Source organism: Hohaiivirga grylli, from assembly GCF_039655745.1.
Lineage (GTDB): Bacteria > Pseudomonadota > Alphaproteobacteria > Rhizobiales > Beijerinckiaceae > Hohaiivirga > Hohaiivirga grylli.
Window position 1 is genome coordinate 395,944 of the sequence record NZ_JBBYXI010000003.1, and the last position, 17,193, is coordinate 413,136.

Sequence of the window (17,193 nt, forward strand, 5' to 3'; positions counted from 1 at the left end):
TCCAACATTCGAAAGATACGTTTCAGCTGATTACTGGCGCCTGGTTTTTATTCTGCTGCCAGTGCCCTGCCGATGACCATCCGCTGGATATCGTTTGCTCCCTCATAAATCTGACAAACCCTGACATCACGGTAGATACGCTCGACAGGGAAATCAGATACATAGCCATAACCGCCATGAATCTGGACGGCATCCGAGCAAACCTTTTCGGCGATTTCAGATGCAAACATCTTGGCCATGGAAGCCTCTTTCAGGCAGGGCAGGCCAGCATCCTTAAGCTGGGCAGCCCGCCAGACCATCAGACGTGCGGCATCAATCTGGGTTGCCATATCGGCCAATCTGAAATTGACAGCCTGATGGTTGATAATCGGCTGTCCGAATGTCTGACGTTCCTTGGAGTATTTGAGAGCGGCTTCAAATGCAGCACGTGCCATCCCGACAGACTGAGCTGCAATACCGATGCGGCCAGCTTCAAGGTTGGAAAGAGCGATTTTGTAGCCTTCACCTTCCTGACCAAGCATGGCAGAAGCAGGGATGCGGCAATTGTCAAAGATGATTTCAGCGGTATCAGACGGAGCCTGTCCCATCTTCTCTTCAATACGGGAAACAATATAGCCCGGTGTATTGGTTGGAACGAGAAAGCAGGAGATGCCCTTTTTGCCGGCCGCTTTATTGGTAACGGCAAAGACGACGGCAACTGCGGAATTTTTACCCGAGGTAATAAACTGCTTGGTTCCGTTCAGTATCCAGAAATCACCATCGCGCTCGGCTGTTGTTTTCAATGCAGAGGCATCGGAGCCGGTATGAGGTTCTGTCAGGCAGAAGCAGCCAATAATCTCGCCGCGGGCTAGAGGTTTCAGCCATTCTTCCTTTTGGGCATCAGAGCCATATTTATATGGGATGCCACAGGCCAGAGAGTTCTGGACAGAAACAATGGTTGAGGTTGCACCATCACCGGCGGCAATTTCTTCCAATGTCAGAACAAGCGACATGTAATCAAGACCAGCACCACCCCATTCTTCCGGGATTGTCATTCCAAGAGCGCCGAGAGCGCCGAGCTCTTTAAGCGCATCAGCCGGAAAGGTGTGATTTTTGCTCCATTCAGCAGCAAAAGGAGCGATGTTTTCCTGGACAAAGGATCGCATGGAATCGCGGATCATTTCCTGTTCGGCTGTGAGTAACAAAGGCTCCTCCTGTATTCAGATAGTAAAACCGCCCCAATCAGGGGACAGGGGCGGTAAAGTTATTATTCCATTTCAACTGCAATCGCGGTTGCCTCACCACCACCGATACAGATGGCTGCAACACCGCGCTTGCCACCTGTCTTACGCAATGCGCCAAGCAGAGTGGTGATGATACGCGCGCCGGATGCACCAACCGGGTGGCCGAGTGCGCAAGCCCCGCCATGGATATTGACTTTCTCATGATCAAGTTTGAGATCGCGCATGGCAGCCATTGTCACGACGGCGAAAGCTTCGTTGATTTCCCAGAGATCAACATCGTTTGTACTCCAGCCCGTTTTTTCAAGCAGAGCTTTGGTGGCACCAATTGGTGCGATCGGGAAATAACGCGGTTCCATGGAATTGGAGGCATGGCTGACAACTGTTGCCAGTGGCTTCAGACCAAGTTTCTCTGCAACTGAGCGGCGCATCATAACAAGGGCTGCTGCACCGTCTGAAATTGAGCTGGAGTTAGCCGCTGTAACCGTTCCATCCTTACTGAATGCTGGCTTCAGGGATGAAATCTTATCAAGCTTGGCTTTTGGTGGCTGTTCATCTTGCTTGACGAGAATTTCACCCTTACGACTGGAGACCGCAACAGGCACGACTTCCCAGTCGAAAGACCCGTCTTCAATGGCTTTCTGAGCGCGTGTTGTTGAGGTAATTGCGAAATTATCCTGCTCTTCACGGGTGAATTCGTACATTTTTGCGCAATCTTCCGCAAAGGTGCCCATCAGACGGCCTTTGGTTTCTGGGAAGTATGCATCTTCAAGAGCATCATAGAACATGTGGTCGATCAGCTGGGAATGTCCAAGGCGATAACCACCACGTCCTTTAAGAACGAGATAGGGGGCATTGGACATGGATTCCATGCCACCAGCAACCATGACATCATTCGTGCCCACGGAGAGAAGGTCATTGGCGAACATGGCGGCCTTCATGCCGGAACCACAGGCCTTATTGATTGTGGTACATGTTGCAGACATGGCAAGGCCAGCGTTCAGAGCTGCCTGACGGGCAGGAGCCTGACGTGTACCAGCGGGCAGAATACAACCCATAATCACTTCCTGAATGAGCTCAGGTTTGATTTTGGCGCGTTCAACAGCTGCCTTGATGGCGATGCCGCCCAGCTCTGGTCCGGACAGGCTGGAGAGGTCCCCCATCATGCCGCCCATAGGGGTACGTGCTGCTGATACGATTACAACTGGATCTTTAGACATCTTCATCTCTCGTTTTGTTCTATTGATGATACTGAACTATATCACTTGGGCTGCATCCGGATAGCCCCATCAAGACGAATGACTTCGCCGTTCAGATAGCTGTTTGTGATGATCTGCTCAGCCAGAGCGGCGTATTCTGCCGGTTTGCCAAGACGGGCAGGAAACGGAACCATTTTACCCAAGGCATCCTGTATTTCCTGAGGCATGCCCAGCAGCATCGGTGTTTCCATGATGCCTGGTGCAATGGTCATAACACGGATGCCATAACGGGCTAATTCGCGCGCGATTGGCAGCATCATGCCGACAATGCCACCTTTGGAGGCAGAATAGGCTGCCTGGCCCAGCTGTCCTTCGAAGGCTGCAATTGAAGCGGTATTAATGATAACGCCGCGCTCCCCATTTGCATTTGGTTCATTGTTCTGCATGACCTCAGCAGCAAGGCGGATCATATTGAAACTGCCTACAAGGTTGATGTTGATGCAGTTGGCAAATGTGGACAGCCGATGAGGGCCTTCTTTGCCAAGAACCTTCTCACCAGGTGCAATGCCGGCGCAGTTGATCAGGCCGCCTAAAGGTCCCATTGTCTGAGCTGCAGCGAATGTGGCTATTGCGCTCTCTTCACTTGTGACATCGGTCTTGATGAATTTTGCAGTGCTGCCAAGATCAGTAGCTTTCTTTTCACCGGCATCCTGATTGACGTCAGCCAGAATAACCTTGCCACCTTGGGCAACAATCATTTCTGCTGTTGCGGCGCCGAGCCCCGATGCTCCGCCTGTAATTATGAAAACATTATTGCGGATATCCATAAAGTGCTCCTGAAGTTAGGGGAGTTCAACTTTCTGGATTGTCTTTTGCCATAACTGGCAACAAATCATAGCGCTACAAAAGCCGAATTCTTGGCCTAAAGTCTTAGAAAAATAAGCCGACTGGCCTATAACCCACTCTTAAAACAATAAAAAAATCCGATCAGAAAACTGACCGGATTTAAAAAGAAATGATGAAATTCAATTATCGGCGGATCAGGGTACCGGCACCATGGTCTGTGAAAAGCTCGAGCAGAACAGAATGAGGAACCTTGCCGTCAAGGATAACAACTGCTTCCACGCCCTGTTCAAGAGCGTAAATGCAGGTCTCGATTTTTGGAATCATACCATCTGTAATCGTGCCATCTGCAATGAGACGACGGCAGTCATCAATGGTCAGTTCCGGAATCAGGTTTTTGTTCTTGTCCAGAACGCCCGGAACATCAGTTAGCAACAGCAGGCGTTTTGCCCCCATAGAACCGGCAATGGCACCTGCAAAGGTATCTGCGTTGACGTTATATGTCTGCCCGTCATGACTTCCTGCAACCGGGGCGATGACAGGTATCAGTTCTGCTCCAAGAACAGAATCGAGAATAGCGCGGTTGACCTTTTCTGGTTCACCAACAAAGCCAAGATCAATAACCTTTTCAATGTTGGAATCCGGATCAATCGTTGTACGGGTCAATTTGCGGGCCTTGACCATGTTGCCGTCTTTGCCGCACAGACCGATAGCTTTTCCGCCTTCAGCTGAAATCCAGCCAACAATCTGTTTATTGATTGAGCCCGCCAGTACCATCTCAACGATTTCAACGGTTGCCTTATCGGTAACACGCAAGCCACCTGCGAATTCAGATTTGATGCCAAGCTTTTCAAGCATCTTGCCAATCTGGGGGCCACCACCGTGAACAATGATTGGCTTAAGGCCTGCTTGTTCCATCAGAACAATATCTTCTGCAAAATCCTTGGCCGCATCGGCATCGCCCATAGCGTGTCCGCCGTATTTTACGACGACAACTTCCTGATCATATCGCTGCATATGGGGAAGGGCCTGAACGAGAATTTCAGCCTGAACATGGACGTTGGGAAGAGAATTCTTGTCTTGTACAGAAGTTGTGTCGCTCATGATTGTTTCCATTTTCCGGAAATGATTACATAGCTTATCTCAGATTTTTCTGAGGCAAAAGACGAATTGATCAGGCTTTAGTCTGTTCGCTTTTGAGCAAAAATAGCTGCTATTGAAACCAATAACCAACCTCCGATAATCAGGAAGCCACCTGTTGGTGCAGCATTTGCAAAAAGTCTGTCGTAAACAAAAACGCGCATGCAGAGATCGCCAGCGAAAAGCATAATGCCTGCAACAAAAAACCATCCAGCCAGACGGGAAATGACTTTTGAAGCCATATCAATGTGGGCAATGATGGCGACAGCAATGATTGCCGGGGTATGAAAGAGCATAATATTTGCAGCCGTTGCCAAACGGCCCGTGTCAATGTCAGCCATATGAGCTGCCAGTGAGGCGAGAGAGACGCCTATGACACCAAACAGACCTGCGATTATCAGAAGCAGACGATCTTGAATATTCATTGTGTCGTTGACCTTTCACTTACCAGCTTCGCAATACTGGCACGCAGTTCAGCGATTCCAAGCCCTTTGCGGCTGGAAGTCATCATGACCTCCGGATAGGCCGCGGGGCGCTTACTCAGTGCTTGTTGGACGCTTTCAACGCACTTTTCAAGCTCGCCTTTTTTCAGTTCGTCAATTTTGGTCAAAACGATTTGATAGGAAACGGCGGCTTTATCAAGGCCATCAAGAACCTCAAGATCAATAGGTTTAAACCCATGCCGGGAATCTATTAAAACCAGTACACGTACCAGGCTTGCCCGACCGCGTAGATAATCATGGATAAGTTTTGTCCAGGTTGCGACTTTTTCCTTACCCGCTGCGGCGTAACCATAACCGGGCATATCAACCAGATTGAATGCATTATTGATGTTAAAGAAGTTCAGCTCTTGTGTTCGCCCGGGTGTATGGGAGGTTCTGGCCAACGTCTTACGACCGGTAAGAGCATTCACGAGACTGGATTTTCCTACATTTGAGCGCCCTGCAAATGCAATCTCAATTCGCTCGATTGGAGGAAGGCCGCCGAGAGAGGCTCCACCCCAGAAGAAGTCAGAGGGGCCGGCAAATAATTTGCGACCTGCTTCTATTTCCCTGTTTTTGTCGGCGTCTTCACTCATCTCATCTGTCCGTATCTGAAATATTTTTATGCAGGTATGATATCAACTGAACCTTAATAAAAAACAAGGGCCGGATATGAAAACCCGGCCCTTGTTCCATTTTCTTTTAACCTAGCTGATTAGGCAGCCTTACGTTTGAAAACATTTTTAAGGTTATCCCACAGCTCAACTTTTACACCATGACGCTTCATGATGAAGTACTGCTGAATGACGGACAGGGTGTTGTTCCATGCCCAGTAGATAACCAGACCAGCAGGGAAGTGAGCCAGCATGAATGTGAAGATCAGTGGCATCCATGCAAAGATCATCTGCTGGGTTGGGTCTGCTGCCTGTGGGTTCATCTTCATTTGAATCCACATTGTGAGACCCATAATGACCGGCCATGCACCAAGCATCAGGAAGGAACCGATGACAGGGAAGGTGCTTGGATCAAACGGAATGAGGCCAAACAGGTTGAAGATTGTTGTTGGATCGGGTGCTGCAAGATCTTTGATCCAGCCGATGAATGGCGCATGGCGCATTTCGATCGAGACAAACAGAACCTTGTACAGAGCGAAGAAGACCGGAATCTGAACCAGCATCGGCCAGCAGCCGGAAACCGGATTGATTTTCTCTTTCTTGTACAGCTCCATCAATGCCTGCTGCTGCTTGGTTTTGTCATCAGCATAGCGTTCACGGATGGCTGTCATTTCCGGCTGTACGGCTTTCATCTTTGCCATTGAGGCATAAGACTTGTTCGCCAGTGGCAGGAAGATGAGCTTGATCAGCAGAGTGATGACAAGGATGGAAACACCAAAGTTGCCAACAAACTTGTAAAGAAAATCAATGACCTTGAAGAGTGGCCGAGTGATGAAGAAGAACCAGCCCCAGTCAATCAAACGGTCAAAACGATCTACCTTCAGCTGTGTCTGATAAGCATCAAGAACAGAGGCCTCTTTGGCTCCAGCGAAGAAATGCTGCGTGTTTTCTGTTGTTGCACCTGCTGCGAGTGAGCGGGTCGTACCCACAACAGCCGCCTGATAGACATTGCCAACAGTTGGGTCTGCGCGCTGCGTGAAAGAGCCACGATAGGTCTGGCTCTGATCTGGGATCAGCGCTGTTGCCCAGTATTTGTCTGAGAAACCGACATAGCCACCTTTAAGATTGGCCCATTCCTTACCGTGATCATAGTTGGCCCCGGCGGCTTCTTTCGCAACGGCGTCATAGGTATATTCCTGCAGGCCATTGTCACCGAGAATACCGATCATGCCTTCGTGGAGAACGGCATAACCAGCAACCTGTGGCTTACCGTAGCGCGCAATAATGCCGTATGGTGTCAGGTCAATGGCAGCTTCTGAATTGTTCTTGACGCTGTCTGCAACTGTAAACAGGGCTTTATCGTCTACGGAAATGGTGCGCGTAAATACAAGGCCCTTACCGTTGTCCCATGTCAGAACAAGCGGCTGTGTTGGGGTCAATGCAGTGCTGCTGGTTGTCCAGAGAGTATCACTGTTTGGAAGCTGAGATGCATCTGTGCCGAGCCAGTTGAATTCTGCCTGATAAGCATTTGCTGCGCCCTTTGGTGTCATCAAAGTGATGATCGGGCTGCTTGGATCAACTGTTTCGCGGTAATTTTTGAGCTTCACATCGTCAATACGACCACCTTTGAGGGAGATAGATCCTTCAATGGATGGGGTATCAATTTTGACGCGCGGGGACTGATCCAGAACGGTATCACGTGTTTCCAATACCTTGGTGGCCTGTGCCTGAGGTGTTGCAGTGTTTTGCTGCGTAACCTGAGTCTGCTGCTGAGGAGGAGCAGGGGGAGCCTCTGGGGTCGGGAAAACATAGTTCCAGCCAAAAAGAATGGCTATGGAAATGATGATAGTGAGAAATAGGTTACGATTCTCTTGACTCATTATTCTCTTCCAGGCGGTATTTCGCCGGTTCACCTGATTTCCAGGAACACCGTGTGACGTTGATGTCAGGGATCCCTGCGTTGATGGTTTACGCTTTTGGGCTTTGATACCACCCTCAAGGCGCTCGCGATATCGCTTACGAGTACGTTATATTCTGCTGAAAGGATAGTCCGCCGGCCAATAATCACCATATCAATCGCAATATTTTCATGGCCTGACACTGCTTGTGCGACGGCGTTACGCAGGCGGCGCTTAATGCGATTGCGCTCTGTTGCATGCCCAACCTTTTTAGTTACGGTCAGACCAAAGCGGAGGCCCGGGTTTTCGGTATGCTCATTGGGAGAACGAAGGCGCCCTTGAACACTCATCCTCTCGGTATGGAAGCGGCGGCCAGAGGCCGCCGCAACAAAGTCCGGTCGTTTCTTTATTCGCCCGATGGCACACATATTTTCTGCGCTCAACGGGTTAGCCCTCGAAACCTCAGGCTGACAAACGCTTGCGGCCACGAGCGCGACGGGCTGCAATAACCTTACGGCCACCACGTGTCGCCATACGTGCACGGTAGCCGTGACGACGCTTGCGGACGAGCTTGCTTGGTTGATAAGTTCTTTTCACGGTCTCATCTCCGGGGCGGATCGATGCATATTGCACCGCGGCGGTAAAACCGCCTGTCCTAAACAAAAAAAGCGCAGCGCCCCGCAAGGAGCGCCGTTGTAGGAAGCCTTATGGCTGACAGCCTACGGAAAGTCAATGTGTTTGATAACAACTTTCTAACCCTGGCGCTCTTTTTAAGTTATAGGTATTTTCCATATACAAAGGGCTAAATATGATGATGCTGTCATATAGGGCTTATCTAAATTCGATTTTTTATAACCGTCAGGCCCTGGGGGATATTATTGAGAAAACGTCTTCTGCCTTTTATTTTGCTTATTCTGTTAGGCTGTTCAATCCTTGTTTCAGGTTTGATGGGGTGGATAGATTTTAAACGCTTCGGTCTGATTTTGCTGTCTGAAGCGAGCGCAACACATGAAGTAAATCTGCCTCTGCTGTTTATTTTTATAAGCCTTTATGTGTTGGCGGTTGTGCTTTCCTTGCCCCTTGCTTTGCCTCTGACGCTGATTGGCGGGTTTCTCTTTGGGGGAATCATCGGTGGGGCTATTGCAGTTTTTGCAAAGACTCTTGGAAGTTTCATATTCTTCTGTGTTGCGCGATATGGGTTGATAGAAATTGGTCAGGATTACCTGAACAGAAAATTCCATGGCCTGAATGAGAGTATCAAAGAAAACGCGTTCCTATATATGCTTTTTCTCCGGTTTCAGCCGGTTGTACCCTTCTTTGTCGTCAATATTGCTGCAGCATTCTTCAGAATCAGGCCGATGATATTCGTTGCTGCAACTATGATTGGTATAGCACCGGGTGCCTTTATTGCCGCATTCACGGGAAACAGCCTGAGAGATATTGCTAAAGATAATGTATCATTTTTTGAGCAATGCCTGTTATCTGCAAGCCAGTTCTGTGATGAGGCATTTTCTACGTCGCAATTATGGACGCCTAAAACACTTCTTCTGTCGCTATCGCTTGCTGCCCTTGCCTTAGTGCCGATCCTCATTAAATCCTACGCTGGCAATCAGGTTGTAGATGATTATAAAAGGTAATGTGTCAGCTAACATATACGGCCTTATCTCTTGTCGTTATTCGTAAAGAAGATGTCACAAGCAGGGAAAACAGTAGATGCCTTTGCCTGAAATCCTGAAGGGATGGATTAGAAAGCCAAATTTGGGGTTGTCGGGGCGACTGCTGATACTGACCATTCTCTTCGCGACGATTGCTGAAATCCTGATTTATATTCCTGCATTATCCTATTATCGCAGGGCACTTCTGAATGATCGCATATCAGCTGCCCATATTGCTGCCCTGGTTATGGATGTTTCCAGTGGTAAGCAGCTATCTCCTGAGAATGAGATGGAAGTGCTTCACGGCGTTGGCGTTAAGTATCTTGCTTTTGAGCGTAATGGGGTCCGCAATCTGTTAGCTGAAGGCACAATCAATCCTCATATCAGTAAGGTTGTTGATCTGCGTGATAGTTCCTGGAATGAGATGTTATATGGCGCCCTTGATGATTTATGGGGGGGTAAATCAGGCAGCTCCCGGATTATTGGTAATGCGCCGGGGATGAGCTCCGTTGAAATCATCATTGAGCGGCGCCCATTACAAAGAGAACTTATTGCCTTTTCAAAAATATTTCTGGGCTATTCAATCTTTACATCGCTTGTGACAGCCGGGCTGCTTTACTGGGCGCTTCAATGGATAATTGTTGCTCCTGTTTTACGGCTGTCTCGTAGCATCACACATTTTGCTCAATCACCAGAAGATACGACCCGCATCATAAAGATAAGCGGTAGGGGAGATGAAATAGGCCTTGCTGAGGATGCGCTTGAGAAGATGGAGCGTAGCCTTGCAGAAGAGCTGCGTAAAAAGCGTCATCTGGCAGAGCTTGGTCTTGCTGTCAGTAAAATCAACCATGAGCTGCGCAATATTTTTACAACAGCCCAGTTGTTGGCTGATCGATTAGAGAATGTTCCGGATGATCTTGTTCAGAGAACTGTTCCCCGGCTCGTGAGTGTGCTTGATCGAGCTATTGCCTTTTGTGAAGCGACATTGGCATTTGGGCGCGTTCAGGAAGAAGAGCCAAAGCGAGAGGTCTTTCCCGTCCTCGATATTCTTAATGATAGTGAAGAGTTGGCAGGCTTCCCAACTGGTAAAGAGATTCGTATTTCAATAGATGTTGCCAAGGATATTGTCGTTGATGCAGACCGTGAGCAACTTACGCGCGTCATTGCCAATATCATGCGCAACAGCTTTCAGGCGCTTTCAGAAGCGAATGTTTCCCAGAAGGAAATTAAAATTATGGCCGCAAAGGCGGCACAGGCCACTTCAATAACGATTGAAGATAACGGAGTAGGCGTGCCTGAGATAATTCGCAAAAACCTCTTTAAGCCATTTCAAAGCAGTAAGGCCGGGCAAGCAAAGAATGCGGGTTCAGGCCTAGGATTGGCAATTGCCGCAGAAATTATAGAGCTTCATGGTGGGAGCATAGTGCTCAATGAGGTGGAGCAGGGTGCAAGCTTTACGATTACCATTCCTTTTCGGGCAGATTTTCTCAAGGTTTAAACCACTAACCGTTGATGGCTTCTCTCGAGAAACTGAGGGGATTTTGAAAAAATCCAAAATGTTTTCGCGGAAAATGCACTTTTTCACAAAAGGGGGCTTGCCAAGCCGCTCACAAGGTATTACTCCACCGCATCAGCTTTTCCTCCGACGAGGAAATACGCCATGCGCGCCCGTAGCTCAGCTGGATAGAGCACCAGACTACGAATCTGGGGGTCAGAGGTTCGAATCCTTTCGGGCGCGCCATTTATTTCATTGAAAATTTAATTGTTTATGCTTTTGCTTTTTTTTTGAATGCAATGGCTTTGTTATGGGCATGTTTAGTATTTTAAATTGTTTAAGAACTATTTCAGTACTGGAGATTACCGTTTGAAAATTAAAAAAATAAGGGAATTTGATACCGATATTGGCTCCTTGATTATAAAAATTTAACAACATTTCATAAATTATATGGGCAAATTCTGCCTTGCTTAACATTAAAAGCTACTTGTGCTGGTGCTTGTTATCTTAATGATGACGGGCAGTGCAAATGAGAAATGGGTACAAGAGTGCCCAGATTATAAATGTTCATGGGTTGAGCTTACGGATACTTATGATCTGATGAAAAGTTTTGGATGTGGGCAGATGGAGGGATTGATGCTGCCACTCTTTGGCTATGTGCTTTCAGATATGATCGCATTTATATGAAAGTGACTGATGTATGAGCATAGGCTATTGTTAAAGAATATAAATATTATTTTTTGAGGGCAGTCTAATAAATATTGGTATATCTTAGTTTCTGTATTTGTGAAATTTCTCACAAAAGGCTTAAGCGTTTACTCTTCAGTTCTGATCTGTTTCTGTTTTGATTCATATGTATATTCTATAATAAATATTATATATCAATATTGGTTTGTAATGAAAAATTATTATTTTTACGCTTAATCCTTATTGATGATTGACATTTATGTTCGTATTAAATTAATGTGATAGCCAATATTATTTGTTCATGAACGCGATAATAAGACAAATATAGCGTTAAGTGGGGATTTAAGATGTATTTTTCAAAGCATGCCGTAAAGGCACTTCTTTGCTCGACAGCTATTGCAGGTCTTCTTGTCAGTGGTGGATATGGGCTTGTCGAAGCCCAATCAGTTTCTGGAAGCGGTGATCTTAATTCAGCTGTTCCGACCTCACCTGTATGGAATGTTTCTGGCTCCCTGCGCATCGGTTATAGTGGTGTTGGTAATCTTGAAGTACTGAATGGTGGTAAGGTTACCAGCGGTGCAGGAACCATGGGCTACAATGCAGGCTCCAGTGGTACTGTCACGTTGAGTGGTGCCGGTTCTCAATGGACAATTACGGGTCTCAGTTATATCGGCTATTATGGAACTGGCCGTCTGGAAATACTTGATGGAGCCGTTGTAACAGCAAGTAATTTTGGTCATATCGGACAAGAGGCTGGATCCAACGGAACTGTTATTGTGAGCGGTTCTGGAAGTCGCTGGGGAATCACCAATGATATTGTGGTTGGGTATAACGGCAGTGGTGAGTTCCTTGTTTCGGATGGAGCAACCGTAACCAGTACGACAGGGGTTGTCGCAAGTCAGACTGGAAGCACAGGTATTGCGGAGATAACAGGTCCGGGTACCACATGGACTATTAATAATTTTCTGTATGTTGCCGGGAGAGGAACTGGAACACTGAAAATAACCGATGGTGCAAAAGTCTCAGCTACGACGGGCTATGTCTCCAACGGTAATGGTGGCAATGGTACAGTCATCGTCAGTGGTGAAAACTCTGCACTCAGCATAAGTAACTATCTCAATATTGGCTATATTGCCGGTGGTGCATCGTTTGGGGCGGCCACAGGGGAGCTTACCATCAATAATGGTGGTCTGGTGACTGTTGGTGGCAAGGTCTTCTTAGGTGAGCTTTCAAGCACGACAGGTATTCTGAATATAGGGTCTGCTTCCGGAGAGGCGGCAACTGCTCCCGGTAAACTTCAGGCTGCTGCCGTTGAAATGGGAAGTGGTCAGGCGATTCTTAATTTCAACCATACCGATGTTAGTAGCACTTATGACTTCTCGACGGATATTTCCGGTGTCGGCACTGTTAAGAATGAAGCTGGTGTGACGACACTGTCGGGTACAAATACCTATACTGGCACAACAAGCGTCAGCAGCGGTACAACGCTGAAGGCAGGTTCAACCAGTGCTTTTGGCCTGTCTGATGCTATTGTTGCTGCTGGAGCAACGCTCGATTTCAATAGTTTTGATAATACGATTGGTATGCTGGATAACAGTGGTACCGTTATTCTGGCGAATGGTGCTCCCGGGCATACGCTGACTGTGACAGGTGGTCTGACCTCAAATGGTGGCCGGGTTGTCATGAATACGGCTCTGGGAAATGATAGTTCAGCGACGGATCGCCTGATTCTTGATGGTGGTACAACGACAGGTACAACCAACCTGATGATCGTCAACAGTGGCGGGACAGGTGCTGTAACAACAACGGGTATCCGTGTCGTTGAGACTATCAATGGCGCAACAACAGCGGCTGATGCCTTTACGCTTGATCCGTCATCACCGGGATATCGTTCAACCACACAGAGTCTGGCAGTTGGTGCTTATGATTATCGCCTGATCCGCTCCGGTAGTGGTGGTGTTGCAGATGACTGGTATCTGTCCACTGAGGCAACGGGTGGAGTTCTGCCGCCGACTGGTGGAGGCTCTGGAGGGGGCGGATCTGAAGGTGGTGGATCATCATCAGAAGGACCGGGCGTAACAATACCGGGACCTCAAGTTTCGATTGTCCGTCCTGAGGCTGGCGCCTATCTGGCTAACCAGAATGCTGCCCGTTCGATGTTCATGATGTCATATCATGATCGTGAAGGTTTTGGCCGCAGTCTGAATGGTAAGCAGAATGGCGGTTATGGCTGGGCTCGTGTTATTGGTGGCCGTAGTGATTACTCGGCTGCAGGTAAGACACTGAATATCCAGTCCGATACGATTGTTGTTCAGGCTGGTATCAGTCTGCTGAACTATGAAGGCAGTAATGGTACATTCCATGGCGGTCTGATGGTCGGTTATGGCAATACCTCAAGCGATATAAAATCAAACCGCCGTGCGCTTTACAAGGCCAAGGGCGAAGTTGATGGTTACAGTGTTGGTGTTTATGGCACCTGGCACCAGAACGAACAGAATGGCACGGGCCTTTATGTCGATGGCTGGGCGCAATATGGCTGGTATGACAATAGTGTTCATGGTTATGGCCTGAACAAAGAAAAGTATGACAGCCGTACATTTACCGTATCGCTTGAAGCTGGTTATGGTTTTGAACTTATGCGCTCTGAAAGCTGGCAGGTTCTCTTCCAGCCACAGGTGCAGGTTGCCTATGTTAATTACTCAGCAGACAGCCATTTCGAGACAGGTGGGGCAACGCTGGTCAAGTCTAAGAAAGATGATGGCTTTGTGACACGTGTCGGTGGCCGTTTCTCCGGTGTTTATACCTATGATGGCAACAAGAAGCTCCGTCCTTACATGGAAGCCAACTGGTGGTATCGTGAGCAAAGTGGTGCTTTGCTGATGAACAGCGACTTTGTCCGTTCTGATCTTCCTCGCAACAGTGCTGAGATCAAACTGGGTATTCAGGGTGAGTTTGCCAATGGCTGGGAAGCCTGGGGTGAGGTTTCAACCAAGTTTGGTGGCAACGGCTACAGTGATGTAGGTGGCCTGCTTGGGGTGAAATACACTTGGTAAGTTTGTAATTTCCTGTGTCGCATCAATAAGCCGGCCTGAAAGGGCCGGCTTTTTTTTTACTTATTTGGATCAAACGTATCAAACTCATTCGGAACGTTTTGTAGTTCAAAAGTACCCTTATTCGGGAATATAAATGGTGTTCCCTCAGTCCAATTTTGAATACTGTCTCCAACCTTATCTAAAAAGGCCTGATCAGTTGTTGATGAGTTTCTGAGTTTATTGCTGATATCCTGTCGAACAAAATTCATATGGTACATTGCGACATCCGTTTCATCAAAGTGATGATGACGTAATGGCCAAACATGGATTTTTCTTGTGGGATCAATCATTTCAACAGGATAGGGTAAATCTGCTATCTTTGTCAGCCATCCAACTTTTGAAATGAACGCGCAGTTAGTTGTATCTTTTGAACGCCAGATTGGGCGCTTCAGATGGAAGAAACTGCCAACACTTGATGATGTTATTTTATTTTTTAAAATAACATCCTTGGCATTTGAAAGTTCTTTTTCCCGATAGAATTCGTCTGCATCCATTGTAAAGAAATGGGAACTTCTGGCTCTTCGAGCAAGTTTAAGTCCGATTTTTCGCTTTTGTATTTCATTCTCTGGCCTGCGAAGCTGTAAGTTTGGCTCGTATTCGTAAATTACATCAACAAGCTTTTGTTTTCTTATGCGCTCCAGGGCATCAAGGGCAGAAGAAGAAACTGTTTCACCGGAGTTAGATACTTTCTGAAACACAATACTAATATGGTCAACGACATTTCGGATTGAGAGGATGCTTTTCTCTAAGTGCTCCTCTCCATTGAAGAAATTGTAACTGACAGATAATTTCATTTCGTTTCCATAATGCAAATTTCAGAATTCAAAAGCATACTATCAAAGGTATGTTCTTATTACTACTTCAACCTAAATAAGGTATTGGAGCTCCAAAGGTTTCAAGAATTAGAATAACATTCAGGAAGAGAATGACAGCGGCTCCGAATATAGAAAGAAAACGGATTACAGGCCCGTTGGCAAAGGCCCCCATCGTTGCCTTTCTGTTGGTAAAATAGACCAGCGCAAGCATGGGAACGGGGAGGGACATACTCAAAATTACCTGACTAATAATCAGGGCTTTAGTTGTGTTGACGCCCATCGCAACAACGATGAAGGCTGGAACCATGGTAATCAAGCGGCGTAACCATACCGGGATATGGAAGTTCACAAAGCCTTGCATGATCATCTGACCTGCCATGGTGCCGACAACAGAGCTTGATACGCCTGAGGCAATAAGGGAGATCAGAAAAGCAGCAGCTGCTGCTCCACCAAGAAGGGGCGTTAGAGAATGATAAGCGGTTTCAATTTCTGCTATATGTGAATGGCTTCCATGAAAGGCACCTGCTGCCATCATAACCATTGCCATATTGACCATACCGGCAACGGCAAGGGCAAGAACGACCTCTATGTTTGAATAACGAACAAGTTTTCGGCGTTGCTGGTCACTGGTAATTTCAATACGGTTCTGAGTAAGGCCTGAATGCAGGTAAATCGCATGGGGCATAACTGTGGCACCAATAATGCCTACTGCAATTGTCAGAGCTGCAGAATCTGGAATTTTGGGAGTAATCATACCCTGAAAGGCTGCTGGCCATTCAATGGGGGTTATAAAGACTTCAAGCAGATAGCAAAGGCCAATCACGGAGACGAGGCCACCAATGATTAATTCCATTGGACGAAATCCGCGGCGCTCAAATAGCAAAATACCATAGGTTACAATTGCCGTGACCAGCATGCCGTACATTAGTGGCATGTCAAACAGGAGAGCCAGACCTATAGCCCCTCCAAGAAACTCGGCTAGATCTGTGGCCATTGCTGCAATTTCACTGACAAACCACATGACCCAGACCGCAGGTTTGGGGAAATTATCGCGACACATTTCTGCAAGATTATGGCCGGTTACAATGCCAAGTTTTGCAGAAAGTGCCTGAAATAACATGGCAATCAGGTTTGCAACCACGACAACCCAAAGAAGTGTAAAGCCATAACCTGCACCAGCCTGTATATTGGTGGCATAGTTACCCGGGTCCATATAAGCAATTGAGGCAATAACTGCAGGGCCTGCAAATAGTAACGCTGAACGAGGTCCGCGACGGCTTCCAGAAAGTGCCTGGGTAACATGTAGACGCGTGCGGTTCGAAAGGGACAGATCGGATACAATTTCACCGGTATCTGCCAGATTGCCTGCTAGCGATGAATTTGCAGTATCATTGGGCATAACTAAAAGCCTGAATCCAATTAGGTTCGGTTAATATCACCTTATAAATGTAGCCTAGGCTACATTTTTGTCAATATTGTTTATCATAAAGCCAAATATCAAAGAATTTGAAAAAGAGTTTATGATTTGAAGGCATGGCTTTAATTTGTTACTGAGACTGGAGTTAAAGTTTATAAATAGTAGGAGAGGCTGGATGGCACGGAGTAAAAACAGTGAGGGAAAGGCTATAGAGCCTAACCAGCGTTTTGACTGTGCAAGAACGGCCCAGTCCCAGGTGCTTCTGGAAGATTATACCGAGATGATTGATGATCTGATCAGAGAGCACGGGGAGGCACGTTTAACGGATATTGCCAAACTTATGGGTGTTGCACATCCAACTGCAGCAAAAGCAGTTGCGCGTTTGAAGCGAGAAGGCTTGGCAACATCCAAGCCCTATCGTGGTGTATTTCTAACGCCTAGTGGCCTTGAAATGGCAGAGCGGATGCGGGTACGACATCGTCTTGTCCTTGATGTTCTTGTGGCTATTGGCGTTCCTGCAGATGCAGCCGAGTTGGATGCAGAAGGCATCGAACATCATGTATCAGATAAAACGCTTGCTGCTTTTGAAGCGTTCTTGAAGAAATCAGACCGCTAATCTGGGGGAGGGGCTTATTG

15 protein-coding genes and 1 tRNA gene are annotated in these 17,193 nt (G+C 47.3%); 5 read left to right on the forward strand and 11 right to left on the reverse strand.

Annotation, left to right across the window (positions count from 1 at the left end; all coding sequences use genetic code 11):
* Positions 1-47 precede the first annotated feature (47 nt).
* The 9 genes from WJT86_RS09960 to rpmH all read right to left on the reverse strand — a co-directional run bounded on the left by WJT86_RS09960 (position 48) and on the right by rpmH (position 7,993).
* Positions 48-1,184: an acyl-CoA dehydrogenase gene (locus tag WJT86_RS09960; RefSeq protein ID WP_346337411.1), complete on the reverse strand. Its 1,137-nt coding sequence runs from the start codon at positions 1,182-1,184 to the stop codon at positions 48-50.
* Between the two features lie 62 nt (positions 1,185-1,246).
* The gene (locus WJT86_RS09965; RefSeq protein WP_346337412.1) at positions 1,247-2,440 is read right to left on the reverse strand and encodes an acetyl-CoA C-acyltransferase; all 1,194 of its coding nucleotides are present in this window, start codon (positions 2,438-2,440) and stop codon (positions 1,247-1,249) included.
* A 41-nt stretch (positions 2,441-2,481) separates the two neighbouring features.
* Complete coding sequence (locus WJT86_RS09970) at positions 2,482-3,246, reverse strand: 3-hydroxyacyl-CoA dehydrogenase (protein WP_346337413.1); 765 nt, start codon at positions 3,244-3,246, stop codon at positions 2,482-2,484.
* A gap of 202 nt (positions 3,247-3,448) precedes the next feature.
* Entirely contained in the window at positions 3,449-4,366 is a 918-nt protein-coding gene (argB, locus tag WJT86_RS09975) for an acetylglutamate kinase (protein ID WP_346337414.1), read from the reverse strand.
* A gap of 77 nt (positions 4,367-4,443) precedes the next feature.
* The gene (locus WJT86_RS09980) at positions 4,444-4,827 is read right to left on the reverse strand and encodes a DUF423 domain-containing protein (protein WP_346337415.1); all 384 of its coding nucleotides are present in this window, start codon (positions 4,825-4,827) and stop codon (positions 4,444-4,446) included.
* Positions 4,824-5,480 (reverse strand): ribosome biogenesis GTP-binding protein YihA/YsxC, encoded by a 657-nt coding sequence (yihA, locus tag WJT86_RS09985; RefSeq protein ID WP_346337416.1) that lies wholly within the window; start codon positions 5,478-5,480, stop codon positions 4,824-4,826. The genes WJT86_RS09980 and yihA overlap by 4 nt, the downstream gene beginning before the upstream one ends.
* Positions 5,481-5,599: 119 nt before the next feature.
* Positions 5,600-7,378: a membrane protein insertase YidC gene (gene yidC / locus WJT86_RS09990; RefSeq protein WP_346337417.1), complete on the reverse strand. Its 1,779-nt coding sequence runs from the start codon at positions 7,376-7,378 to the stop codon at positions 5,600-5,602.
* Positions 7,379-7,443: 65 nt separating this feature from the next.
* Positions 7,444-7,839, reverse strand: a complete 396-nt coding sequence (rnpA, locus tag WJT86_RS09995) for a ribonuclease P protein component (RefSeq protein ID WP_346337418.1) — start codon at positions 7,837-7,839, stop codon at positions 7,444-7,446.
* 19 nt (positions 7,840-7,858) lie between these two features.
* A complete protein-coding gene (gene rpmH, locus WJT86_RS10000; RefSeq protein ID WP_346337419.1) occupies positions 7,859-7,993 on the reverse strand; it encodes a 50S ribosomal protein L34 in 135 nt (44 codons plus the stop codon).
* Between the two features lie 281 nt (positions 7,994-8,274).
* Here rpmH and WJT86_RS10005 point away from each other — a divergent pair, with 281 nt between their 5' ends.
* The 4 genes from WJT86_RS10005 (at position 8,275) to WJT86_RS10020 (ending at position 14,286) form a co-directional block, all read left to right on the forward strand.
* Positions 8,275-9,033 carry a TVP38/TMEM64 family protein gene (locus tag WJT86_RS10005; RefSeq protein WP_346337420.1) on the forward strand — a complete coding sequence of 253 codons (759 nt, stop codon included), beginning with the start codon at positions 8,275-8,277 and terminating at the stop codon, positions 9,031-9,033.
* Between the two features lie 76 nt (positions 9,034-9,109).
* Positions 9,110-10,549: a sensor histidine kinase gene (locus WJT86_RS10010; protein ID WP_346337421.1), complete on the forward strand. Its 1,440-nt coding sequence runs from the start codon at positions 9,110-9,112 to the stop codon at positions 10,547-10,549.
* Between the two features lie 166 nt (positions 10,550-10,715).
* A tRNA-Arg gene (locus WJT86_RS10015) sits at positions 10,716-10,792 on the forward strand.
* Positions 10,793-11,580: 788 nt separating this feature from the next.
* A complete protein-coding gene (locus tag WJT86_RS10020; RefSeq protein ID WP_346337422.1) occupies positions 11,581-14,286 on the forward strand; it encodes an autotransporter family protein in 2,706 nt (901 codons plus the stop codon).
* A gap of 56 nt (positions 14,287-14,342) precedes the next feature.
* On the opposite strand, the gene WJT86_RS10025 is transcribed toward WJT86_RS10020, so the two are convergent.
* Together WJT86_RS10025 and WJT86_RS10030 are read right to left on the reverse strand one after the other, a co-directional pair.
* Positions 14,343-15,119 (reverse strand): hypothetical protein, encoded by a 777-nt coding sequence (locus tag WJT86_RS10025; protein ID WP_346337423.1) that lies wholly within the window; start codon positions 15,117-15,119, stop codon positions 14,343-14,345.
* A 67-nt stretch (positions 15,120-15,186) separates the two neighbouring features.
* Positions 15,187-16,539 (reverse strand): Nramp family divalent metal transporter, encoded by a 1,353-nt coding sequence (locus WJT86_RS10030; RefSeq protein WP_346337424.1) that lies wholly within the window; start codon positions 16,537-16,539, stop codon positions 15,187-15,189.
* A 193-nt stretch (positions 16,540-16,732) separates the two neighbouring features.
* Between WJT86_RS10030 and mntR the strand changes: the two genes are divergently transcribed.
* Positions 16,733-17,173, forward strand: a complete 441-nt coding sequence (mntR, locus tag WJT86_RS10035; RefSeq protein WP_346337425.1) for a manganese-binding transcriptional regulator MntR — start codon at positions 16,733-16,735, stop codon at positions 17,171-17,173.
* The last annotated feature ends 20 nt before the right edge of the window (positions 17,174-17,193 follow it).

What these genes read in the sequence shown, in the direction of transcription:
- WJT86_RS09965 (WP_346337412.1), bottom strand. Translation starts at nt 2,440, where the DNA reads ATGTCTAAAGATCCAGTTGTAATCGTATCAGCAGCACGTACCCCTATG.
- WJT86_RS09970 (WP_346337413.1), bottom strand. Translation starts at nt 3,246, where the DNA reads ATGGATATCCGCAATAATGTTTTCATAATTACAGGCGGAGCATCGGGG.
- argB (WP_346337414.1), bottom strand. Translation starts at nt 4,366, where the DNA reads ATGAGCGACACAACTTCTGTACAAGACAAGAATTCTCTTCCCAACGTC.
- WJT86_RS09980 (WP_346337415.1), bottom strand. Translation starts at nt 4,827, where the DNA reads ATGAATATTCAAGATCGTCTGCTTCTGATAATCGCAGGTCTGTTTGGT.
- yihA (WP_346337416.1), bottom strand. Translation starts at nt 5,480, where the DNA reads ATGAGTGAAGACGCCGACAAAAACAGGGAAATAGAAGCAGGTCGCAAA.
- yidC (WP_346337417.1), bottom strand. Translation starts at nt 7,378, where the DNA reads ATGAGTCAAGAGAATCGTAACCTATTTCTCACTATCATCATTTCCATA.
- WJT86_RS10010 (WP_346337421.1), top strand. Translation starts at nt 9,110, where the DNA reads ATGCCTTTGCCTGAAATCCTGAAGGGATGGATTAGAAAGCCAAATTTG.
- WJT86_RS10020 (WP_346337422.1), top strand. Translation starts at nt 11,581, where the DNA reads ATGTATTTTTCAAAGCATGCCGTAAAGGCACTTCTTTGCTCGACAGCT.
- WJT86_RS10025 (WP_346337423.1), bottom strand. Translation starts at nt 15,119, where the DNA reads ATGAAATTATCTGTCAGTTACAATTTCTTCAATGGAGAGGAGCACTTA.
- WJT86_RS10030 (WP_346337424.1), bottom strand. Translation starts at nt 16,539, where the DNA reads ATGCCCAATGATACTGCAAATTCATCGCTAGCAGGCAATCTGGCAGAT.
- mntR (WP_346337425.1), top strand. Translation starts at nt 16,733, where the DNA reads ATGGCACGGAGTAAAAACAGTGAGGGAAAGGCTATAGAGCCTAACCAG.